The organism is Xanthomonas sp. CPBF 426 (assembly GCF_903989465.1).
Taxonomy (GTDB): domain Bacteria; phylum Pseudomonadota; class Gammaproteobacteria; order Xanthomonadales; family Xanthomonadaceae; genus Xanthomonas; species Xanthomonas euroxanthea.
In genome coordinates, this window is sequence record NZ_LR861805.1 from 3,584,153 (window position 1) to 3,606,332 (window position 22,180).

General features: G+C 67.4%; 16 protein-coding genes. 7 read left to right on the top strand and 9 right to left on the bottom strand.

Annotated elements, in window-relative coordinates:
• Positions 1 to 71: 71 nt before the first annotated feature.
• Positions 72 to 2,048 (bottom strand): sulfate adenylyltransferase subunit CysN, encoded by a 1,977-nt coding sequence (gene cysN, locus H7A87_RS15210; protein WP_119127550.1) that lies wholly within the window; start codon positions 2,046 to 2,048, stop codon positions 72 to 74.
• Complete coding sequence (cysD, locus tag H7A87_RS15215; protein ID WP_119127548.1) at positions 2,048 to 2,956, bottom strand: sulfate adenylyltransferase subunit CysD; 909 nt, start codon at positions 2,954 to 2,956, stop codon at positions 2,048 to 2,050. Before cysD ends, cysN begins: the two co-directional genes overlap by 1 nt.
• A gap of 180 nt (positions 2,957 to 3,136) precedes the next feature.
• Between cysD and H7A87_RS15220 the strand changes: the two genes are divergently transcribed.
• The 3 genes from H7A87_RS15220 (at position 3,137) to H7A87_RS15230 (ending at position 7,521) form a co-directional block, all read left to right on the top strand.
• Positions 3,137 to 4,984, top strand: coding sequence for an assimilatory sulfite reductase (NADPH) flavoprotein subunit (locus H7A87_RS15220; RefSeq protein WP_119127547.1), 1,848 nt, complete (start codon positions 3,137 to 3,139; stop codon positions 4,982 to 4,984).
• A gap of 108 nt (positions 4,985 to 5,092) precedes the next feature.
• Positions 5,093 to 6,799, top strand: a complete 1,707-nt coding sequence (gene cysI / locus H7A87_RS15225) for an assimilatory sulfite reductase (NADPH) hemoprotein subunit (protein WP_119127545.1) — start codon at positions 5,093 to 5,095, stop codon at positions 6,797 to 6,799.
• Entirely contained in the window at positions 6,796 to 7,521 is a 726-nt protein-coding gene (locus H7A87_RS15230; protein WP_115677290.1) for a phosphoadenylyl-sulfate reductase, read from the top strand. The genes cysI and H7A87_RS15230 overlap by 4 nt, the downstream gene beginning before the upstream one ends.
• A 129-nt stretch (positions 7,522 to 7,650) precedes the next feature.
• On the opposite strand, the gene H7A87_RS15235 is transcribed toward H7A87_RS15230, so the two are convergent.
• The 3 genes from H7A87_RS15235 to H7A87_RS15245 form a co-directional block, all read right to left on the bottom strand.
• A complete protein-coding gene (locus tag H7A87_RS15235) occupies positions 7,651 to 9,180 on the bottom strand; it encodes a PepSY domain-containing protein (protein ID WP_119127543.1) in 1,530 nt (509 codons plus the stop codon).
• The gene (locus H7A87_RS15240; RefSeq protein ID WP_180497035.1) at positions 9,180 to 11,183 is read right to left on the bottom strand and encodes a TonB-dependent receptor; all 2,004 of its coding nucleotides are present in this window, start codon (positions 11,181 to 11,183) and stop codon (positions 9,180 to 9,182) included. Before H7A87_RS15240 ends, H7A87_RS15235 begins: the two co-directional genes overlap by 1 nt.
• Positions 11,184 to 11,378: 195 nt before the next feature.
• Positions 11,379 to 11,813, bottom strand: coding sequence for a DUF2946 family protein (locus H7A87_RS15245; RefSeq protein ID WP_119127539.1), 435 nt, complete (start codon positions 11,811 to 11,813; stop codon positions 11,379 to 11,381).
• A gap of 285 nt (positions 11,814 to 12,098) precedes the next feature.
• Between H7A87_RS15245 and H7A87_RS15250 the strand changes: the two genes are divergently transcribed.
• On the top strand, positions 12,099 to 13,295 hold the full coding sequence (locus tag H7A87_RS15250; RefSeq protein WP_104583689.1) for a GAF domain-containing sensor histidine kinase: 1,197 nt from the start codon (positions 12,099 to 12,101) through the stop codon (positions 13,293 to 13,295).
• A 545-nt stretch (positions 13,296 to 13,840) separates the two neighbouring features.
• On the opposite strand, the gene H7A87_RS15255 is transcribed toward H7A87_RS15250, so the two are convergent.
• Both H7A87_RS15255 and H7A87_RS15260 read right to left on the bottom strand, forming a co-directional pair.
• Positions 13,841 to 14,122 (bottom strand): hypothetical protein, encoded by a 282-nt coding sequence (locus H7A87_RS15255; RefSeq protein WP_104648890.1) that lies wholly within the window; start codon positions 14,120 to 14,122, stop codon positions 13,841 to 13,843.
• Between the two features lie 774 nt (positions 14,123 to 14,896).
• A complete protein-coding gene (locus H7A87_RS15260; RefSeq protein ID WP_104583691.1) occupies positions 14,897 to 15,880 on the bottom strand; it encodes a LysR family transcriptional regulator in 984 nt (327 codons plus the stop codon).
• A 163-nt stretch (positions 15,881 to 16,043) separates the two neighbouring features.
• On the opposite strand from H7A87_RS15260, the gene cobA reads away from it, so the two are divergent.
• From cobA to H7A87_RS15275, 3 genes are all read left to right on the top strand, one after another.
• A complete protein-coding gene (gene cobA / locus H7A87_RS15265; protein WP_119127538.1) occupies positions 16,044 to 17,249 on the top strand; it encodes a uroporphyrinogen-III C-methyltransferase in 1,206 nt (401 codons plus the stop codon).
• Positions 17,250 to 17,265: 16 nt separating this feature from the next.
• Positions 17,266 to 18,225: a cysteine synthase A gene (cysK, locus tag H7A87_RS15270; protein ID WP_119127536.1), complete on the top strand. Its 960-nt coding sequence runs from the start codon at positions 17,266 to 17,268 to the stop codon at positions 18,223 to 18,225.
• Positions 18,226 to 18,608: 383 nt separating this feature from the next.
• On the top strand, positions 18,609 to 19,148 hold the full coding sequence (locus H7A87_RS15275) for an O-acetyl-ADP-ribose deacetylase (RefSeq protein ID WP_024938170.1): 540 nt from the start codon (positions 18,609 to 18,611) through the stop codon (positions 19,146 to 19,148).
• A gap of 163 nt (positions 19,149 to 19,311) precedes the next feature.
• Here the strand turns inward: H7A87_RS15275 and H7A87_RS15280 are convergent, their stop codons facing one another.
• Positions 19,312 to 20,316 carry a class I fructose-bisphosphate aldolase gene (locus tag H7A87_RS15280; protein ID WP_104583694.1) on the bottom strand — a complete coding sequence of 335 codons (1,005 nt, stop codon included), beginning with the start codon at positions 20,314 to 20,316 and terminating at the stop codon, positions 19,312 to 19,314.
• 295 nt (positions 20,317 to 20,611) lie between these two features.
• The gene (gene pyk, locus H7A87_RS15285) at positions 20,612 to 22,078 is read right to left on the bottom strand and encodes a pyruvate kinase (protein ID WP_119127532.1); all 1,467 of its coding nucleotides are present in this window, start codon (positions 22,076 to 22,078) and stop codon (positions 20,612 to 20,614) included.
• Positions 22,079 to 22,180 lie beyond the last annotated feature (102 nt).

A 22,180-nucleotide genomic window follows, 5' to 3' on the forward strand; every position in this document is an offset into this window, starting at 1 on the left:
TGGAGTTGACAGAAAGGGCGTGCTTTGCACCATGACCAAAGACCCTTGCTGTCGTCGGCGCGATGCGCTGGTCAGCGTTCCAAGTCGAGGAACTCGAGCACATGGCGCGCCAGCGCCTCCACGTTCTCACCATCGGCGTGAAGATGGATCTCCGGCGCCTCCGGTGCCTCGTAGGGCGAATCGATGCCGGTGAAGTTGGGAATCTGCCCGGCCCGTGCCTTGCGGTACAGCCCCTTCACATCGCGCGCCTCGGCGACCGCCAGCGGCACGTCCACGAACACTTCGACAAATTCCCCGTCGTCGAACCGCTCGCGCGCCAGTTGCCGCTCGGCACGGAACGGCGAGATGAAGCTCACCAGCACGATCAGGCCGGCATCGGCCATCAGCCGCGCCACCTCGGCCACGCGGCGGATGTTTTCCACCCGGTCTTCGTCGGTGAAGCCCAGGTCGCGGTTGAGCCCGTGGCGCACGTTGTCGCCGTCCAGGATGAAGGTGTGATAGCCCAGCGCATGCAGGCGCTTGTCGACCAGGTTGGCGACCGTGGATTTGCCCGCGCCCGACAAGCCGGTGAACCACAGCACGCGCGGCGCCTGGCCCTTGATGCGCGCACGCGCGGCGCGATCCACGTCCAGATGCTGCCAGTGCACGTTGCCGGCGCGGCGCAGCGCGAACTCCAGCGTGCCGGCGGCCACGGTGGCATTGCTCTGCCGGTCGATCAGGATGAAGCCGCCCAGCACGCGGTTGCGCGCATACGGCGAGAACGCGATCGGCTCGTCCAGGGCCAGATTGCAGTAGCCCACTTCATTGAGCTCCAGCCGCTTGGCGGCCAGCCGCTCCTGCGTGTTCACATCGACCTTGTGCTTGATCTCGCTGATGCTCGCGGTGACGTTACGCGTGCCGATCTTGAGCCAGTACGGGCGGCCCGGCAGCAAGGCGGCATCGTCCATCCACAGCAGATGCGCGGCGAACTGGTCGGCTACTTCCGGCGGGTCGTCGACGGCGGCGATGATGTCGCCGCGGCTGATGTCGATCTCCTCGCGCAAGGTCAACGTGACCGCCTGGCCGGCGCGTGCGCTGGCCACCTCGCCGTTGGCATCCAGCACCGAAGCCACCTGCGTGCGGCGCCCGGACGGCACCACCACCACGGCATCGCCCACGCGCACCTGCCCGGCCGCGATGGTGCCGGCATAGCCACGAAAGTGCTGGTGGGGACGATTGACCCACTGCACCGGCAGCCGGAAGCCGCTGCCGGCTTCCGGCGTCTGCACGTGCACGGTGTCGAGATGCTGCAGCAGATGCGGACCGCGGTACCAGGGCATCCGCGTCGATGGGCTGGACAGGTTGTCGCCAGCCAGTGCCGACAACGGAATGCATTGCACATCGGCAATGCCCAACTGTGCGGCCAGCGCGCGATAGCCCTCGGCAATGTCGGCAAACACCTGCGCGTCGTAGTCCACCAGGTCCATCTTGTTGACCGCCAGCACCACGTGGCCGATGCCCAGCAACGACACGATGTAGCTGTGCCGGCGCGTCTGCGCCAGCAGCCCCTTGCGCGCATCCACCAGCACCACCGCCACATCGGCGGTGGAGGCACCGGTGGCCATGTTGCGCGTGTACTGCTCGTGCCCGGGGCAGTCGGCGACGATGAACTTGCGCCGGTCGGTATCGAAATAGCGATACGCCACGTCGATGGTGATGCCCTGCTCGCGCTCGGCGGCCAGCCCGTCCATCAACAACGCATAGTCGATACCCTCGCCCTGCGTGCCATGCCGGCGGCTATCGCTCTGCAGCGCGGCAAGCTGATCGTCGAACAGGCGCTTGCTGTCGTACAGCAACCGCCCGATCAGCGTGCTCTTGCCATCGTCCACGCTGCCGCAGGTGATGAAGCGCAGCAGCGGCTTGGATTCGTGTTGATGCAGGTAGGCGCCGATGGCGCCGGGAATCGGGATTCGGGAATCGGGAATCGCAAAGGCGTCCTCCTCCGTCGTAACGTCTGCAGCAAACTGCTGTTGCGAATCCCCATTCCCCAATCCCGATTCCCTGCCCATCAAAAATACCCCTCAAGCTTCTTCTGCTCCATCGACGCACCTGGCGCATGGTCGATCATGCGGCCCTGGCGTTCGGAGCTGGTGCTGACCAGCATTTCGGCGATTACCGCTTCCAGCGTGTCTGCGGTCGATTCGATCGCGCCGGTCAGCGGATAGCAGCCCAGCGTACGGAAACGCACCGAGCGCAGTTGCGGCGTCTCGCCCGGGTGCAACGGCAGGCGGTCGTCGTCGACCATGATCCAGGCGCCGTCGCGCTCCACCACCGGGCGCGGCGCGGCGAAGTACAGCGGCACCACCGGGATCGCCTCGCGATAGATGTACAGCCAGATATCCAGCTCGGTCCAGTTGGACAGCGGAAACACGCGCACGCTTTCGCCGGGCCTGGTGCGCGCGTTGTACAGGTTCCATAGCTCCGGGCGCTGATTCTTGGGGTCCCAGCGATGCCGCGTATTGCGGAACGAGAACACGCGCTCCTTGGCGCGCGATTTCTCCTCGTCGCGGCGCGCCCCGCCGATCGCCGCATCGAAACCGCCCTGCTCCAGCGCCTGCTTCAGGCCCTGGGTCTTCATGATGTCGGTATGTACCGCCGCACCGTGGCTGATCGGGCCGACGTCCTGGGCGATACCGTCGGGATTGATGTGCACGCGCAGGTCCACGCCGGTCTCGGCCGCGCGGCGGTCGCGGAAAGCGATCATCTCGCCGAACTTCCAGCGCGTGTCCACATGCAGCAGCGGGATCGGTGGCGGCGACGGCGCGAAGGCCTTGAGCAGCAGGTGCAGCAGCACCGAGCTGTCCTTGCCCACCGAATACAGCATCACCGGGGCCCGGAATTCGGCGGCGACCTCGCGCAGGATATGGATGCTTTCGGCCTCGAGCCGATCCAGGTGTGACAGGGGCAACAGGGTCATCGGGGTGTCGTGGGCGTCGGCGGGGCAGACCAGCCGATGGTAGGGCAAGGCGCCGCAGTGTGTGGCGCCGGCCGCCCGCACCCAAATAAGCGGCCGGCATAACGCGATAACGGCTCATCCTTTCTGGCCGCGGCAACGCATCCCTAACATCGCTGGTCTCATCAACCGCCCTGGATCCGAATGACCGCCGCCAGTTCCGCGCTACCGCCCAGCCCCTTGCCCGACGAGCGCAAGGCGCTGCTGGAACGGTTGGTCGACGGCCTGGATGCCGCGTCGCTGTGGTGGCTGTCCGGCTATACCGCCGGGCTGGCGCAGGGCCAGCCGCCGCGCTCGCTGGCGGTGCTGCCGGGCGGCCAGCCGCATGCGCCGGCGCAGGAGAGCCAGCGCCTGACCGTGCTGTACGGCAGCCAGACAGGCAATGCCCGCCGGGAAGCCGAGCAGCTGGTAGCCGAGGCCGAGGCCGCCGGCCTGAGCGTGCGCCTGCTGCGCGCCGACCAGTACCCCACCCGCGAGCTGGCCAGCGAACGGCTGCTCTACGTGGTCATCAGCACCCAGGGCGAGGGCGACCCGCCGGACGATGCGATCGGGCTGGTGGAATTCCTGGCCAGCCGCCGCGCGCCCAAGCTGCCCGAGCTCAGGTACGCGGTGCTGGGCTTGGGCGATTCCAGTTACGCGGAATTCTGCGGCATCGCCCGCCGCATCGACGACCGTCTGGCCGAACTTGGCGGCAGCCGCGTGCAGCCACGCGGCGAAGCCGATCTGGATATCGACAGCGTCGCTGCGCCCTGGCGCGCACAAGCGCTCAAGCACGCACGCGAACAGCTCAAGAGCGGCCCGCCGTCGGCCACCATCACGCCGTTGCGCAGCAGCGCGGCCGCGCCGGTGTGGTCGCATCAGCAACCCTTCCCTGCCGAATTGCTGGCCAACCAGATCATCAGCGGGCGCGACTTCAAGGGCCCGCAGTTCCGCGTCTATGCCGTGCCGAGCAAGCGCGTGCGCCATCTGGAATTTTCGCTGGAAGGCAGCGGGCTGAGCTACGAGCCCGGCGATGCGCTGGGCATCCGCCATCGCAATCCGCCCGCGCTGGTGGATGCGGTGCTGCAGACGCTGCGCCTGGATGGTCATGCCGCGGTCACCGTCGGCGAAGAGACGCTGGCCCTGCACGAGTGGCTGGCCACCCGGCGCGAACTGACCAAGCTGTCGCGGCCGCTGCTGGCCGCCCATGCCGAGCGTGCACGCGCCGACGAGCTGCAGGCGCTGCTCACCCCGACCCAGACCGCCGGCCTGGCGTCACTACTCGCCGATCACCAGCTGATCGACGTGCTGCGACGCTGGCCGGCGGATTGGGACCATGCCGGCCTACTGGCCGCGCTGCGTCCGCTCACCCCGCGCCTGTACTCGATCGCCTCCAGCCGCAAGCGCGTGGGCGAGGAAGTGCACCTGGTGGTGGACGAACTCACCTACCAGGCGCACGGGCATGCGCACCTGGGCTCGGCCAGCGGCTTTCTTGCCGCACTGCGCGAAGGCGACACCGCGCCGGTCTATATCGAGCCGAACGCGCGCTTCCGGGTGCCGGCCGATACCGATCGCGACATCCTGATGATCGGCCCGGGCACCGGCGTGGCGCCGTTCCGTGGCTTCGTGCAGGAACGCGCCGAAACCGGCGCCAAGGGCCGCAACTGGCTGTTCTTCGGCGCCCAGCATTTCAATACCGATTTCCTCTATCAGGCCGAATGGCAGCAGGCCTTGCAGCGCGGCGAACTGCACGCGCTGGAAGTCGCGTTCTCGCGCGACCAGGCGGAAAAGATCTACGTGCAGCATCGCCTGCGCGCGCGCGGCGCCGAGGTCTATGCCTGGCTGCAGGGCGGCGCGCACCTGTACGTCTGCGGCGCCATCGGCATGGGCAAGGATGTGCACGCCGCCCTGCTCGACATCGTCGCCACCCACGGCGCCCTGGATGCGGAAGCCGCCGCGGCGTATCTCACCCAGCTGCAGGTGGAGGGGCGGTATGCGCGTGATGTCTATTAGGGCCGGGAATCGGGAGTGGGGAATCGGGAATCGGTACAGCCCGCAACTGAATTCTCCCGGCATGCCAAGCCGCTTCTTACGATTCCCCATTCCCGACTCCCGATTCCCATGACTCACTCCGTCGAAGACATCAAATCCGAAAGTCGCCGTCTGCGCGGGTCGCTGGAACAGAGCCTGGCCGATGCGGTGACCGGGGCGTTGCGCGAGGACGATCAGACCCTGATCAAGTACCACGGCAGCTACCAGCAGGACGATCGCGATATCCGCGATGAGCGGCGTCGGCAAAAGCTCGAACCGGCGTATCAGTTCATGATCCGCACGCGTACGCCGGGCGGGGTGATCTCGCCCACGCAATGGCTGGCGCTGGATGACATCGCCACGCGGTACGCCAATCATTCGCTGCGCATCACCACGCGCCAGGCATTCCAGTTCCATGGTGTGATCAAGCGCGAACTCAAGGCGACCATGCAGGCGATCAATGCCACCTTGATCGACACGCTGGCCGCCTGCGGCGATGTCAATCGCAACGTGCAGGTCGCCGCCAATCCACTGCTGTCGCAGGCGCATGCCACGCTGTATGCCGATGCCGCGCGGGTGTCCGAGCATCTGTTGCCCAATACCCGGGCGTATTACGAGATCTGGCTGGACGAAGAGCGCGTGTCCGGCTCCGGCAGCGAAGAAGAGCCGATCTACGGCGACCGTTATCTGCCGCGCAAGTTCAAGATCGGTTTCGCCGCGCCGCCGCTCAACGATGTGGACGTGTTCGCCAACGATCTGGGCTTCATCGCGATCCTGCGCGAGGGCGAGTTGCTCGGCTACAACGTCAGCATCGGCGGCGGCATGGGCGCCAGCCACGGCGATGCGGAAACCTGGCCGCGCGTGGCCAATGTCATCGGGTTTGTCACCCGCGACCAGTTGCTGGAGGTGGCCACCGCCGTGGTCACCACCCAGCGCGACTTCGGCAACCGTGCGGTGCGCAAGCGCGCGCGCTTCAAGTACACCATCGACGATCATGGCCTGGACATCATCGTGGCCGAGATCGAACGCCGTGCCGGCGTTGCGCTGCAAGCTGCCAGGCCGTTCGCGTTCGAGCACAACGGTGACCGCTACGGCTGGGTCGAGGGCGACGACGGCCTGTCGCATCTGACCCTGGCTTTGCCGGCCGGGCGCATCGCCGATACCGACACCGCCGCACATCTGAGCGGCCTGCGGGCGATTGCGCAATTGAACGTCGGCCAGTTCCGCATGACGCCCAACCAGAACCTGGTCATCGCCGGGGTGCTGGCCAGCGAGCGCGCACGCATCGATGCCCTGGTCGCCCAATACGGCCTGGATGCCGGCAATCGCGCGCCCACCGCGCTGGCACGTGGCGCAATGGCCTGCGTGGCGCTGCCGACCTGCGGCCTGGCGATGGCCGAGGCCGAACGTTACCTGCCCGACTTCAGCGCGGCGTTGCAGCCGGTGCTGGAACAGCACGGACTGGCCGACACCCCGATCGTGCTGCGCCTGTCCGGCTGCCCGAATGGCTGCTCGCGCCCGTATCTGGCCGAGATCGCGCTGGTGGGAAAGGCACCGGGCCGCTACAACCTGATGCTGGGCGGCGATCGCCGCGGCCAGCGCCTGAACACGCTGTACCGCGAAAACATCACCGAAGCGGACATCCTCGCCGCGCTCGAGCCGCTGCTGGCGCGTTATGCAACCGAACGCGACCAGGCCGGTGACGAAGGCTTTGGCGACTTCCTGCACCGCAGCGGCCTAATCGCGCTGCCGCCCTACCCCACACACCGTCACCTCGACCTGGAACTGCTCGCATGACCGCGCTGCCCGCTGCATCGATCACTGCATCCGCGCTGGACGACCTGGACGCGCTCAACGCGCAGCTGGAGGGCCTGCACGCCGACGAGCGCGTGGCCTGGGCACTGCAGCACGGCCCGCAGGAGGCCGCGCTGTCGTCCAGTTTTGGCGCCCAGTCGGCGGTCACCTTGCACCTGCTCACCCGGCAGCGCCCGGACATTCCGGTGATCCTGGTCGATACCGGCTACCTGTTCCCGGAAACCTACCGGTTTGCCGACGCGCTGGCCGACCGGCTCAACCTCAACCTCAAGGTCTATCGCCCGCTGGTCAGCCGTGCCTGGATGGAGGCGCGCCACGGCCGCCTGTGGGAACAGGGCATGGTCGGCATCGATCAGTACAACAACCTGCGCAAGGTCGAGCCGATGCGCCGCGCCTTGGACGAGCTCAACGTGGGCACCTGGTTCACCGGCCTGCGCCGCAGCCAGTCCGGCGGACGTGCACAGACGCCGATCGTGCAAAAGCGTGGCGAGCGCTACAAGGTCAGCCCGATTGCCGACTGGACCGACCGCGACGTGTGGCAGTACCTGCAGGCGCACGACCTGCCGTATCACCCGCTGTGGGAACAAGGCTACGTGTCCATCGGCGACTTCCACACCACGCGCCGCTGGGAACCGGGCATGCGCGAAGAAGACACGCGCTTCTTCGGGCTGAAGCGCGAGTGCGGCATCCACGAGGACATCTGAGCACCACGCATCGCGCGCTCGTTACGAAGCTTGCATGCACCACCATGCGTCGAGTTTGCCGATGCACCCACCGCCGAGCGCGTCCCTGCCTCGGCGAGTCCACAGCGCATCGAGGTGACGCACACGTGCTCATGGCACGGGAACACGCGCCTGGTTGCGCTGCATCCAGTAGCGATCCAGCAACCACATCAGCACCAACGACGCCCCGACCAGCGGGAAGATCAGCCCGCAGATCGCCAGCAGCACCAGCAGACCGCGCAGCGTGCGCGGATCTGCCGGCAACGGCGGCACGCCCAGGCCGCCGACCGGGCGACGTTTCCACCACATCACCGCCGCGCTCACGCACAGCAGCACGATGGCCGCGCACGCCAGCAACAGGATCAGCTGATTGGCCGTGCCGTATTGCTGACCCAGATGCACGTTGATGCCCCATTCCAGCGCGCGTCCGACCGGCCCGTAATCGCGATAGCGCATGTCCAGCAGCACCGCGCCGCTGTACTGATCCAGATGGATCACGCGCTGATGCTGCAGGTCGGCCGGATACACCGAAGCGGTGTACACGCCGGCGGCACCATGTGGCGGCGAGACGCTGTAGCCCGGCACGATGCCGAGTGCGTCGAAGCTCGCCATCGCCGCATCCAGCCCGATTGCACCGTCCCCCGGCGCTGCGACATGACCGGTGCCGCCGTGGGCGGCATGTTCCGACTGCACCGCGTGTTCTGACGGGCTTGGCTGTTCCGTGTGTTCCGTGTGTTCCGCATCCGCCAGCGTCACACCCGCCCGCCCGTCATGCAGACCCTCATCCACCCCCACGGCTCCACGCCCAGGCACCACAGATTCCGGCACGCGCGCCTGCCGCAACGACCACGCCGGATCGGTCGTCTCGGACAAGCGCTGTTGCGACATCGGCTGCTGCACCCGCAGACCGGCCGGGTAGCCGAAGTCCTGCCCGTTGACCCAGCGATTGACCTGCGCGCCCCACAGCCACGACCATGGCATCCCGGTCAGTGCCAGGAACAGCAACACAGCACCGACGCCCGCGCCGGTGACCGCATGCAGATCGCGCCAGAACAGCCGTTGCGCGGGCTTGCCGCGTACGCTGACCACCCCACCGCGGCGCCCACGCGGCCACCACAGATACACGCCGGTGAGCACCAGCACGATCGCCCAGCCGGCCGCCATTTCGATCAACCCGCGCGCGGACGGCCCGACCAGGGCGAGACTGTGCAGCCGGCGAATCGTCCAGCCCAGCGTGCCATGCTCGGGCAGCGTGCCAAGCACGCGTGCGCGGTAGGGGTCGACATACACCACCTGCCGCGCACCGTGCGTATCGACCAGTCCGATCTCGGCGCTGGCATCGGCGCGGCTGGGCGTGGTGTAACGAAACAGGGTGCCGCCATACCTGCGCTGCGCCACATCGACCAGGCGTTGCGCAGGCACCCGCGCCTCGCCTACCGGCACGACCTTCAAGCCGTGGTGCACGCTGCGGTCGATCGCATCCTGGTACAGAAACGCCGCACCGGTCAGCGCCAGCCAGACGATGAAGGGCAACACCAGCAAGCCGGCATAGAAATGCCAGCGCCACACCGCGCGATAGAAGCGCCAGCGGCCATCCCGGCGCGGTTCGGTGACGCTGTCATCGACCATGATCGCGCGCATCAGAAGCTCCAGTCCCACGACAGCGACAGCGCACGTCCATCGCCAGGCGAATAGCCGGAACTGCCTGTGTCGTACCACGCGTAGACGTAGGCGCGATCGGTGACATTGCGCAACTGCAGGCTGAGCGCATTGTGCGCATCCACATTCCAGCGCGCGCCCAGATTGAGCAGGGCGTAACCACCGGTGCGGCCCAGCGTATTGCTGCGCTCCAGATAATAATCGCCCTGCGCAGTGCCCCAGGCGCTCAGCTGCAGGGCCGCAGTGAGCTGCCACTCCAGCCCGGCGGTGGCCAGCCAGTGCGGCACGTTCTCGATCTCCTTGCCGCGCGTGGCCGGCGCACTCGGGTCGGGCGTGGCGATGCTGGCCTTTTGCCGCGCATACGACATCCAGGCCCGCCAGTGTTCGGCCGGCTGCAGGTTCAGTTGCGCATCCCAGCCGCGGCGCAGCGTGCGCCCGACATTGGCCACATCGCCGGCACCGGCCACGCCATTGACACCCAGAATGGTGGCCACTTCGCCGGAGGCGCGTTGCTCCCAATACGCCAGGCGGCCGTCCATCACCGCCGATGGCGCGAACTTGAAGCCGGCTTCCCAACCGTCGTTGATCGACGGGCCCAGATTGCCGGGCTGGCGCCGGTACGCACCATCGCCGCTGCCGATCTGGAACGTCCGCCCCCAGTTGGCGTACGCGCTGCTCTGCCCGGCCAACCGGTAGCTGGCACTGAACTTGGGCTGTTTGATGGTGCCGTAGTCGTAGGTCGGTGCGTAAATACCGGCACGCACATCGTGCAGCTGCCCAGCGACGCGGTCGATGCGATAGCCGGGCACCAGCTGCAGCCGCTCGATCGGCGTCAGCACCGCCTGCACATAGGCGCCGCGCGTGCGCAGGGTGTACTCCCAGTCACGCAGTTGCGCACCCCGCACCCGTGCCACGGTGCGGTAACGCTGCGACTGATTGTCCTGCCATTGCGCGTCCACGCCGGCTTCGAGATTGGCCGCCAGCGCGCCCCAATCCGGCTGCCAGTTGCCGCGCAACAGCAGGCCGCGGTGGGTTTCGTCGGTATCGCGTTCCTGCTGCAGGCCGGCGGCGGAAAAGCGCACCCAACGCCGATTGCGGTAGTCGTTCTGGTAGGCCTTGGCGCTCCACTGCGCAGCGGCACCCAGTGTGCCGTCCGCATGCAACGCGGTCTGCCGCAGCTGGCGTTCGCTGCGATCGTCCTGCGCATAGCCCGGCGAACTGCGTGGCGCCGCACGCGCAGTGGCTGCATCCAGATAACCCGCCTCCAGCGCATGATTGTCGTAGTACCGCGTGGTGAGCCCGGCACGGAATGCGCCACCGGGGTCGGTATAGAACCACTTGCCGGCCACGCTGCGTTTGCGCGCGTCGGCATGCTCGCGATAGCCATCGGAGTCGCGCCAGGCCAGCACATAGTTCTGGCTCCACGCGCCCTGTTCGAAACCCTTGCCCAGCTGCACCTCGCGCGCACCGAAACTGCCGGCCGTCACGCTCAGCCGGCCATCGTTGCCGCCGGTACGGGTCAGCACATCCACACTGCCGGCGATCGCATGCAGACCGTAGCGCGCATCGTTGGTACCGCGCACGATCTCGATCGCGCTGATGTCCTGCGGGAATACGGCATCCAGATACGGCATGCCGCCGGCGTTGTCGTTGCTGGGGATGCCGTCGATCAGCAGCTTCACCGCATTGATCCGCCCCTCGCCATTGAAGCCGCGGAACGAGAACCGCCCCGCGTCGGTGCCCATGCGGAACTGGGTGACCTGCACGCCGGGCGCACGCATCAGCAGCTCCCAGCTGTAGTCGACGTGTTGATCATGCAGCAGCTCGCCTCCGATCACATCCACCGAACTCAGCACGCGTGCCGCGCTCGGGCTGCGCTGCGGCTGCGCGTTCACCTGCACCTTGCCCAGGGTCAATGCCGCATCCTGCGCCTGCGCATCGCAGGCAGACCCACACACCAGCGCCAGCGATGGCGCGCACCACAGCGTTTTCAATAATCGCAACCACATGACCACCCCTTTGCCGTGCCGGCACGGCAACACTGCCGTGCGCCGCGGCATGACGGCGGGCACAGGCATCACTTCAGGAAGACGGGGCGTCCGTGCAGCTGCGTGCAGGCGTGCCAGACGATCGGGCACGCAATCGATCCACCGCAGCGGACGCCCGCAATGGGGCCAGACTCACGCGTGCAACGGCGGCCCACGTGCCCCGAGTGCGGCCCAACGCACCATCGTTGCCGGGCGTGCCTGCCGGTGCACCGGCGCTGGCGCCGGCAGCCGGTGCAGCAGGGACAACACCAACAGCGCCAGCCACGGCAGCAGGCGCGCGGCCAGCACGCAGTAATCGCAGGCTTCGCCGTGGGTGGTGGCGTGTTCGCCGGTGTGCGGCTTGTCTGGCGATGCAGCGGTGGGATGCTGATGCGCGGCTGCCTGTGCCGGCAGGGCCTGATGATCCGCATGCAGCGAACCGCCCGCGTCCAGCACCGGCCCGCTCATGCACATCGGCTCGACCGACGGCGCCTGGCTCCAGCGGCTGATCAGCGGCGCCACCAGCATCAGCAGCACTGCCAGACAGGCAAGCAGATGCAGGCAGGGGTGGCGACGGAGCGAGGGCATTGCGCGAGTGTAAGCCGCCACATGCCGCGGGGGCGATGGTGGCGGCCGGTGCGCGACCGCATGTCGCACCCGTCGGCACCGCTCACCCTGCCCACCACAAGGGCCGGTGGCGGAGTCCACGTCCGCCCCCGAACCGCGCCGACACACAGGGGCAACCGTGGAAGACCATGCACGGCGGTTGTCGAGGCCGGTAGTCACAGTTCCGGCAGTGGACATGACAGCGCCTACGTGGCCGGCCCTGGCATGCCCTATGCTTGTACATCACTCCAGTCATCCTGCGCGCGCATGAGCACCGTCCTGTCCGATCAAGCGGCCGAGCCCCTTCCCTGCGCTGCCAAGCCGCCGAGCGAGGCATTGCGCCTGCAGGCGCTGCGCAGCTACGGCATTCTCGACACGCCGCGCGAGGCCGCGTTCGAAGACATCACCAGGCTGGCCTCGATCATCTGCCAGACCCCGATCGCGCTGATCAGCCTGGTGGATGCCGACCGGCAGTGGTTCAAGAGCGAAATCGGCATGGGCGAGCGCGAAACACCGCTGTTCAAGTCGATGTGTGCGCATGCGTTGCTCGACAGCGACGTGCTGGTGGTGCCGGACACTCGCCAGGATGTGCGCTTCGCACGCAATCCGCTGGTGACCGGCGAGGCACCGCTGCATTTCTATGCCGGTGCCGTGCTCAAGACCAGCGAAGGCCTCCCGCTGGGCACGGTCTGCGTGCTCGACCGGCAGCCGCGCCAACTCAGCGACGAACAGGTCGATGCGCTGCGCGCACTGGCGCGCCAGACCATGGCGCAGCTGGAGCTGCGCCGCGCGCTGCAGGTGGCCGAAGAGTCCGACCGCTACCGCAGTCGCCTGATGGCCATCGCCGGGCACGACCTGAAGACCCCGCTGCGTACCGCCGCCTATGCCATCGACAAGATGCGCCGGCATGCCAACGTCGATTCCATCCCGACCCTGGTCACCGCGCGCGATGCGATCAATCTGGTGGCACGCAACCTCGACGAGCTGGCCACCCTGGCCGCCGCCAGCGAGACCGCCTCGCCGGATCTGCAGCCGCTGGCACTGGAAGATGTACTGCATGCGGTGCTGGGCGTGTGGCGGCAACCGGCGATCGACAAGTGCCTGGCCTTGCGCCATGTACCCACCTCGCTACGCGTGCGCAGCCATCCCACGCTGCTGACCACCTTGCTCGGCAACCTGATCGGCAATGCGGTCAAGTACACCGAACGCGGGCGCGTGCTGGTCGGCGTCCGGCGGCGCCCCGGCCATGCGGTGGTGGAAATCATCGACAGCGGCATCGGCCTGAACCTGGACCACCCCGAACAGGTGTTCCAGGCCTTCCGCCAGGCCGACCCGCGCAGCGACGGGCTGGGCATCGGCCTGTGGATCGTGCACCGCACCGCCGAAACCCTGGGCTGCGAAGTGGATGTGCGCCCCCGCCCAAGCGGCGGCACCTGCTTTTCGGTGCGCATCCCGCTGGCCTGACAACGGCGCTCGGCAGCGCCGCGCCAGACCGCCGCCACCGCGCAGCAGATAGCGCTGGCTTGCCAGCGCTGCGCAGACCGGCACGCTCCGGTCGATAGCGCAAAAAAAAGGCGGACCCGGGCTCCCGACCCGACTCCGCCGCCAAGCACGCCAGGTCTCTCCCCAGGGACCCGGGTGCGCCGGTCGTTCCCGTGCGCAGCCTCGCGCAACGGTGTTGCGACAGCGCTGGCAACCGCTTGACGACACCGACAAACAGACCGGCCATGCGATGTCCCGCATCGCCGGTCCTGCGCCGTCCACCCCTAGACGTTCGAGCGTGTCGCGTCATGGTTGCTACAAGGATTTACGACAGCGCAGCGTCCAACTTGATGCGGCCAGACCACACCGCCGCGGCCACCCTGACACCTGTAGGGAGAATCACTGACAGCATGCATTCCAGTCAGCGCAGGTGATTGGCCAGGCCATTGATAACACGATGGTTTTTCCGGAAAGCGGGCGCTGCGGCGCAGCATTGCGATGGCTTTCGCCGATTACCGTCGACCGTCTCAATCCTCCGAATCGGCCGCATCCTGGCGTGCGAACCAGTCCGCCGAATGCACCTCGTCTGCCGCAACCTCCAGCAACTGGCGCAACACCGCCAGCGGAATCTGCACCTGGGTGCCATCGGCCTGCACTGCCACCCAGAGCGACTCGTCCCGGGCATCAGCCAATACCGTCAGTACCGCATGCTCGCGTCCCTCGATGCTTGCCGACAGCTGCAACGCCATGCCGCCATCCTGATCGGGTAACCACAGCCGGCTCAGTGGTGGACGCAGGGGCTCGGTCATCGGTTTCAGCGCCTCACAGTGGCGAACGGGGAGCACGTGCAGTGAACCGGGTCGGTACACCCTGCATGCAGACCGCAGTGTACGAACTGTCGCCATCGATTCCGAACACTGACAGCCAGCGTGACGCAGTTGCACAGTTGCTACATGGACGTACTTGCGGCGTGTCCCATGCCAGTACGCGCGCAAGCGCCCGCAACCAACACCGGCAGCCATCGCCTGCGGGGGCGATCGATGCGCGGTGGCGCAACCGGACGCGGCATCACGCCTCAACTCGTCACCGCAGCTGACTGGCAGGCAATGCCCCTGCTTTACCTGCAGCCATCGACAACACCCGGTGGTGCTTGCGCGCGTGCCGGTGTGGGACCTTGAGCGGCATGGATGCCGCGCCAGAGCCTACATGGACGTACTTGCGGCGTGTCCCATGCCGGTACGCGCGCAAGCGCCTTTCAGTGACCGAAGTATTCGCACAAGACCGTGCAGAGGTGGGTGCGGGAATGGCCGAGCGCGGCACCTTCACTCCTCACGTCCGCTGATAGGCAAGCAATGCTTTCGCTTCTCCTGCAGCCACCGACACCAATCGGTGGTGCTTGCGCGCGTGCCGGTGTGGGACCTTGAGCGGCATGGATGCCGCGCCAGAGCCTACATGGACGTACTTGCGGCGTGTCCCATGCCGGTACGCGCGCAAGCGCCCCTCAGTGACGAAGCCCTCTCGCAAACCCCGCAGACGTCGTGAGCAAGCGTGGTCGATGCGCGCTGCAATCTTCGACAGGCGTTTCAGCTGGTAATGGTCTGGGTCAGGGATTCCCAGGTCGGCGGCAATGGCCAGGCCGGGGCCTGGTTGCCGTCCAGCACGCGGCGCAGGTCGCGCTTGTCGATCTGCGGCGCCAGCACATGCACCAGGTCCAACGCGTAGTCGCGCAGCACGCGGTCGCGCGGCAGCACCGCCCAGGCGATGCACTCGGCGATCGGCGCCGGTGCCGGCCAGGCGCGCAGGTCCTCGTCGCTGGCGCTGACCGCCATCTCCGCCACCAGGCCAACGCCGAGGCCGGCGCGCACATAGGTCTTGATCAGGTCCGCATCCAGCGCGGTCAGCGCGATGCTCGGCTCCAGCCCGACCTGCGCGAACGCGCGCTGCAGCGAGGAGCCGGGCCGCGTGGAGGATTCGTAGCTGATCAACGGGTGCTGAGACAGGGCCTGCATGTCCGGCGCGGCACGTGCCTGGTCCAGTGGATGGCCGCGCGGCACGATCACCAGCCGACGCCAGCGATACAGCGGCACCGCGATGCCGGCGCTCGGTTCGCCACCGGCGGTGCTGACCACCGCGATATCCGCATCGCCCTGGCTGAGCAGGTCCAGCGCCGCGCTTTCGGCGGCCTGCTGCAGATGCACGCTGACCTGCGGATAGGCGTGCTTGATCTGCGCCACCGCCGGCGGCAGCACGAAGCGCGCCTGGGTATGGGTGGTGGTCAGGGTCAGCTGGCCCTGGCTCTCGCGGCGCTGGTTGGCCGCATAGGTGCGGATGTTGTTGGCTTCCGACAGCACCGAGCGCGCGCGCTCGATCACTTCCACGCCGGCCGGTGTCACCGCATCCAGGCTACGCCCCTTGCGCACGAACAGCAGAAAGCCCAGCTCGTCCTCCAGCTGCTTGAGCTGCTTGGACAGACCGGGCTGGGTCGCATGCACGCGCGCGGCCGCGAGCGTGATGTTGAGCTCGGCATCGGCGATGGCGACCAGATAACGAAGTTGGGTCAGCGTCATGGGCTTATATCCAAAAAAGCGCGAGGCGCCACGAGGAACTCGACTGTAGAGGAGTTCTGCAGGCCAGCTTATAACCGAACGCTATTTTCAGGGTGTATGAAGTCATTTCCGACGGCTATATGCCGGCGTTACGGTCTGGCCCTCCCCTCTCGATGCGCTGTCCGTGCCCTCTGTGTTCCCGCTTCTTGCCGACCTGCGTGGCCGTGCCGTCCTGGTGATCGGCGGCGGCGCCGAGGCCGAGCACGCCACCGCCGCGTTGCTGCAGGCCGGCGCACTGCCGCTGGTGGGCGCACCGGAACTCAGCCCGCAGCTGCGCGCCTGGGCGCAGGCCGGGCGGCTGCGCTGGCTGGTGGGACGGTTCGAGCCGGCCTGGCTGGACCTGCCCGATCAACCGGTCTGGCTCACCATCGCCGCCAGCACTGCGCCCGACCTCAACGACGCGCTGCGCGCCGCGGCCAGCGCGCGGCGCCTGCTCACCCACGACGCCGCACCCGCCGCTTCGGACGCCCAACCTGCGCGGTCGCCGGCGCCCCGCACCAGGGTCGGCCAGCTTTCCCCCGGCAGCGTGACCCTGGTCGGTGCCGGCCCCGGCGACCCCGGCCTGCTCACCCGGCATGCCCTGCGTGCGCTGCGCCAGGCCGATGTGCTGCTCTACGATCGCCTGGTCAGCCCACAGATCCTGCAACTGGCCCGGCGCGACGCCCTGCGCGTGGAAGTCGGCAAGGCCGCCCAGGGCCACAGCACGCGCCAGGAACAGATCCATGCACTGATGCGCGAGCACGCGCGCGCCGGGCGCCGCGTGGTGCGGCTGAAGGGCGGGGACCCGTTCGTGTTCGGCCGCGGCGGCGAAGAGCTGGAATTCCTGCGCGCGCACGGCATCGGCTTCCAGGTCATCCCCGGCATCACCGCCGCGGTCGCCTGCGCCGCCTACGCCGGCATTCCGCTCACCCATCGCGACCATGCCCAATCGCTGCGGCTGATCACCGCGCACTGCAAGGATTCGCTCGACACACTGGACTGGCAGGCGCTTGGCCAGGAACGCCAGACCCTGGCCTTCTACATGGGCGTGGCCGGCCTGGAGAGCATCCAGCAGCGCCTGCTGCAGGCAGGTCGCGCGCCGACCACTCCGTTCGCGCTGGTGGAAAACGGCTCGCGCCCGCAGCAACGCGTGATCACCGGCACGCTCGCCGGCCTGGCCGCCACCGCGCAGCAGCACGCGGTGCGTGCGCCAGCCCTGCTGATCCTGGGCGAGGTCGCCGGGCTGGCCGCCAGCCTGCACTGGTTCGGCGCCGCGCCGTTGAGCGCGCCCCCGTCCCCGCACTCACCCATCGCAACGCCCGACGCGCCCACACTCGCCCACGCAGCCTGATTCCGACGGAGACCCCATGGCCCTGTACGACAACATCCTCGACACCATCGGCCGTACCCCGGTGGTCAAACTCCATCGCCTCGCTCCGGAACACGTGACCTTGTACGTCAAGGTCGAGTCGTTCAATCCGGGCGGCTCGGTCAAGGACCGCCTGGCGCTGGCGATCATCCTCGATGCCGAACAGCGCGGCCTGCTCAAGCCCGGCGACACCATCGTCGAGGCCACCTCCGGCAATACCGGCGTGGCGCTGGCGATGGTGGCCGCCGCGCGCGGCTACAAGTTCGTCGCCACGATGGTGGAAACCTTCTCCATCGAACGCCGCAAGCTGATGCGCGCCTATGGCGCCAAGGTGATCCTGACCCCGGCGGCCGAGCGCGGCAGCGGCATGGTGCGCAAGGCCAGGGAACTGGCCGAGCAGCATGGCTGGTTCCTGGCCAGCCAGTTCGCCAACCCGGCCAATCCGGCCTACCACCGCAACACCACCGCCGCGGAAATCCTGCGCGACTTCGCCGGGCTCCGGCTGGACCATTTCGTCACCGGCTGGGGCACCGGTGGCACGCTCACCGGCGTGGGCGAAGTGCTGCGCGTGGCCCGCCCGGAAGTACGCATCACCGCCACCGAGCCGGCTGGCGCTGCGCTGTTGCAGGGCCAGGACTGGAAGCCGCACAAGATCCAGGGCTGGACCCCGGACTTCGTGCCGGAAGTGCTCAACCGCGAGGTCGCCCACGACGTGCTGAGCGTGGAAGACACCGACGCGATCACCGTGGCGCGCCGCCTGGCCGCCGAAGAAGGCATCTTCACCGGCATCTCCGGCGGCGCCACTGTCGCCACCGCATTGCGCGTGGCCGAAGGCGCGGCGCCCGGCGCAGTGGTGCTGGCGATGCTGCCCGATACCGGCGAGCGCTATTTCTCCACGCCGCTGTTTGCCGACATCAACGAAGGTTCCGACGACGATTGGCTGGCCGGTCTGCCTTGATCGATCACGTCGTCGATTTGCACGCACAGGCCGCGCCCATAGCGCGGCCTGTTTGCTTGTGGGTCCACCCGGGCATCGCCCCTGACCTTCTGCGGTATGCGATTCCGTTGAAGAAGCGCGTCTGGGTGACGAATTCAGCCGCCACTACAGCGCCTGTTGTGCGCGCGTGCGGCGCAGGCCGTAGGTGCCCGAGCGTCGGTGATACGGCTGGCCGGCGATTGAGCCGATCGATCGCATCGGGGTGTTCTCAAGCCTCCGTTAGCGCAACCGCCACAGCCGTTTCCGGCAATCGCAGCAGGTGAGATGAATGGGCGATAGCGTGCCCGTTCCGCAACGCGCGCCCCATCACGCGTTCCTCATGCAAATCCCATAATTATCGCGCTATGAAGATCGAAGTCTGGCAAGGCGACATCACCGAACTCGACGTTGACGTCATCGTCAACGCCGCCAACGAATCATTGCTGGGCGGTGGCGGCGTGGATGGCGCCATCCATCGCGCAGCCGGCCCGCGCCTGCTGCAGGCCTGCGAAGCGTTGCCGCAGGTGCGTCCGGGCGTGCGCTGCCCCACCGGCGAAATCCGCATCACCGACGGGTTCGACCTCAAGGCGCGGCATGTCTTTCATACCGTCGGCCCGGTCTGGCGCGATGGCAAGCACAACGAACCGGAACAACTGGCCAACTGCTACTGGCAATCGTTGAAACTGGCCGAGCAGATGATGCTGCACTCGATCGCGTTCCCGGCCATCAGCTGCGGGATCTACGGCTATCCGCTGTACCAGGCCGCACGCATCGCCGTGACCGAAACCCGCGACTGGCAGCGCTCGCACAAGGTGCCCAAGCACATCGTGCTGGTGGCCTATAACGAAGCGACGTTCAAGGCCTACCAGCAAGCCCTGGCCGCGCAGGAAACCGCTGCCGCCTGACGCTCGGGATGCAGAAGGTAGGGATGACGAGCGCCGCGAGGCGCTCGTTGCATTTGGGCAGGTACGCAGGCGCAGCGCGGTCCACGCAAACGAAAACGCCGGCATCGCTGCCGGCGTTCTCTTTGCTACGTTCGATCCGGCCGCAAGGCGGCCGACACGGCGATCAACCCTTCCACTTGCCCAGTGCGGCCAGGCCGTTTTCCTTGGCGCGCTCATAGATGATCTGCTGCGCCTTGGCAACGTTGCCGGTCATGTCCTTGGCCCACAGCTTCAGCGCAGCCTGCTGCATCGCACGGCCATACGAGAAGCTCAGCGGCCACGGCAGGTTGCCGAGCTGGTGCATCTCGTTGAGGTGGGCGGTGGACTGCTCGTCGGTCTGGCCGCCGGACAGGAACACGATGCCCGGCAGGATCGCCGGCACGGTCGACTTCAGGCACATCACGGTGGACTCGGCCACTTCCTCCACGCTGGCCTGCTCTTCGCAGCCCTTGCCGGAGATGACCATCGAGGCCTTCAGGATGGTGCCTTCGAGCACGACATTCTGCTCATACAGTGCGCCGAACAGCGAACGCAGCGTGGCTTCGGTGACTTCGTAGCAGGTCTCGATGTCGTGGTTGCCGTCCATGATCACTTCCGGCTCGACCATCGGCACCAGGCCCTGCTCCTGGCACAGCGCGGCGTAACGCGCCAGCGCATGCGAGTTGGCCTCGATGCAGGTGCCGGAGGGGATGTCTTCGCCGATGTTGATGACCGCACGCCACTTGGCGAAGCGTGCGCCCAGCGTGTAGTACTCCTCCAGACGCGCGCGCAGGCCGTCCAGGCCTTCGGTGACCAGCTCGCCCGGCATGCCGGCCAGCGGCTGCGCACCCTTGTCGACCTTGATGCCCGGGATGATGCCATGGGCGGTCATGTACTCGGCGAACGGCACGCCGTCCTTGGTCTTCTGACGGATGGTCTCGTCGAACAGGATGGCGCCGGAGATGTAGTCGCTCAGCTTGGGCGTGGTCAGCAGCAGTTCGCGATAGGCGCGACGGTTTTCTTCGATGTTCTCGATGCCGACGCTGGCAAAACGCTTGGCGATCGTGCTGGTCGATTCGTCGATGGCGATGATGCCCTTGCCCGGGGCGACCATGGCCTGGGCGGTTTCGGCAAGCTGTTCGATGCTCATGTAGTTCCTGTGGCAGCTGCGGGGGAGAAGGAAAGTATAGCGACGAAAGTCGTATACATTCCTTCACGGAATGTCTGCAACCGATTACACATGTGCTGCATGACAGGATGTGTGCCGCTGCTCGCAGCGTGACGCGCGTGCCTCGCGCTAAGCGCGCCTGCAGGCGCATCACGCACCGCAGACCATGTCCCGCACAGCACAACGGCGACCCGCAGGCCGCCGCTGTATTTGCAGGCAACGATGGTGGGCCAGCGCGTGCATCGACCTGCGACGCACGCGCGGCTCAGGCCAGGCGTTACAGCTCGCCCAGGCCGCTGGCGCGGCCGTCCTCGCCCACTTCCAGCAGGCGCAGCGTGTTGGTGGCGCCATGGGTTTCCATGTGCTCGCCGCTGGTGAACACCACGCGGTCGCCCGGTCCCATGCGCTCGTTCTCCACCAGCAGGCGGATCGCCGCACGTGCGGCTTCGCGCGGGGTCAGGCCGCGGCTGTCGAAGCTGATCGGGAACACGCCACGCATCATCGCCATGTGGCGGCGTGCGCCATCGTGACGGGTGAAGGCGTAGATCGGCATGTTGGAACGGAAGCGCGACAGGTAACGCGGCGTGCCGCCGGACTCGGTCAACGCAACCACGCCGGCCAGACCGATGTGCTCGGACAGGAACATGGTCGCCATTGCGATCGCCTGGTCGGCGCGCTGCAGGTTGCGTTGCGCCGCTTCGAAGTCGGTGTCGAACTCGAACTGGCGCTCGGCACCCAGACAGATGCGTGCCATCGCTTCCACCGCACGCACCGGGTAGGCGCCGGCTGCGGTCTCGGCCGAGAGCATCACCGCGTCGGTGCCGTCGATGACCGCATTGGCCACGTCGAGCACTTCGGCGCGGGTCGGGATCGGGCTTTCCACCATCGACTGCAGCATCTGCGTGGCGGTGATCACCACTTTGTTCTGCGCCAGCGATTCGCGGATGATCTTCTTCTGCAGGCCCGGCAATTCGGCATCGCCGATTTCCACGCCCAGATCGCCACGCGCCACCATCACCACGTCGGAGGCTTCGACGATCTCGACCAGGTTCTCGATCGCTTCGGTGCGCTCGATCTTGGACACCAGCGCGGCATCGCAGCCATGCTGACGCGCGATACGGCGCGCATCGTTCATGTCCTCGGCGTTGCGGCAGAACGACACCGCGATGAAGTCCACGCCGATCTTGGCGACGATGCCGATCAGTTCCTTGTCGCGCTCGGTCAGCGCGCCCAGCGACAGGCCGCCGCCCTGCTTGTTCAGGCCCTTGCGATCGGACAGCACGCCATCGTTGAGCACGGTGGTGACGATGCGCTGACCCTGCACCTCGGTCACCTGCAGCTGCACCAGGCCATCGTCCAGCAGCAGGACGTCGCCGGCGGCCACGTCCTGCGGCAGGCCGAGGTAGCTGACGCCAACCTGGTGCTGGTCGCCCGCGGGCGCATTGGGGTCGGCCACCAGGTCGAAACGCTCGCCGGTGGCCAGCTTGATCTTGCCTTCGGCAAAACGTTCGACGCGGATCTTCGGGCCCGGCAGGTCGGCCAGGATGCCGACTTCGGCACCGACGCGGACGGCCGCGGCGCGCACTTCGGCAGCGCGCTTGGCCTGGCCGGACGGGTCGCCGTGGCTGAAGTTGAGGCGCACCACGTTGACGCCGGCCTTGAACAAGGCCTCCAGCACACCGGGCGGATCCGTCGCCGGTCCGAGCGTGGCAAGGATCTTGGTGCGGCGTTGACGTTCTTTCATGATGGCCTCCCTGTAAAAGCCGCGAAACTTAACACACGCGTCACCTACCGAGGATGGCATTGCGGCATAGCCACCCTCGCATTCCGGCATGTCCTGTAGACA

What these genes read in the sequence shown, in the direction of transcription:
- H7A87_RS15255 (WP_104648890.1), bottom strand. Translation starts at nt 14,122, where the DNA reads ATGACCGAGCCCCTGCGTCCACCACTGAGCCGGCTGTGGTTACCCGAT.
- H7A87_RS15245 (WP_119127539.1), bottom strand. Translation starts at nt 11,813, where the DNA reads ATGCCCTCGCTCCGTCGCCACCCCTGCCTGCATCTGCTTGCCTGTCTG.
- cysN (WP_119127550.1), bottom strand. Translation starts at nt 2,048, where the DNA reads ATGGGCAGGGAATCGGGATTGGGGAATGGGGATTCGCAACAGCAGTTT.
- H7A87_RS15260 (WP_104583691.1), bottom strand. Translation starts at nt 15,880, where the DNA reads ATGACGCTGACCCAACTTCGTTATCTGGTCGCCATCGCCGATGCCGAG.
- cysK (WP_119127536.1), top strand. Translation starts at nt 17,266, where the DNA reads ATGGCCCTGTACGACAACATCCTCGACACCATCGGCCGTACCCCGGTG.
- H7A87_RS15230 (WP_115677290.1), top strand. Translation starts at nt 6,796, where the DNA reads ATGACCGCGCTGCCCGCTGCATCGATCACTGCATCCGCGCTGGACGAC.
- H7A87_RS15220 (WP_119127547.1), top strand. Translation starts at nt 3,137, where the DNA reads ATGACCGCCGCCAGTTCCGCGCTACCGCCCAGCCCCTTGCCCGACGAG.
- H7A87_RS15250 (WP_104583689.1), top strand. Translation starts at nt 12,099, where the DNA reads ATGAGCACCGTCCTGTCCGATCAAGCGGCCGAGCCCCTTCCCTGCGCT.
- H7A87_RS15280 (WP_104583694.1), bottom strand. Translation starts at nt 20,316, where the DNA reads ATGAGCATCGAACAGCTTGCCGAAACCGCCCAGGCCATGGTCGCCCCG.
- cysD (WP_119127548.1), bottom strand. Translation starts at nt 2,956, where the DNA reads ATGACCCTGTTGCCCCTGTCACACCTGGATCGGCTCGAGGCCGAAAGC.
- pyk (WP_119127532.1), bottom strand. Translation starts at nt 22,078, where the DNA reads ATGAAAGAACGTCAACGCCGCACCAAGATCCTTGCCACGCTCGGACCG.
- cysI (WP_119127545.1), top strand. Translation starts at nt 5,093, where the DNA reads ATGACTCACTCCGTCGAAGACATCAAATCCGAAAGTCGCCGTCTGCGC.
- H7A87_RS15235 (WP_119127543.1), bottom strand. Translation starts at nt 9,180, where the DNA reads ATGCGCGCGATCATGGTCGATGACAGCGTCACCGAACCGCGCCGGGAT.
- H7A87_RS15275 (WP_024938170.1), top strand. Translation starts at nt 18,609, where the DNA reads ATGAAGATCGAAGTCTGGCAAGGCGACATCACCGAACTCGACGTTGAC.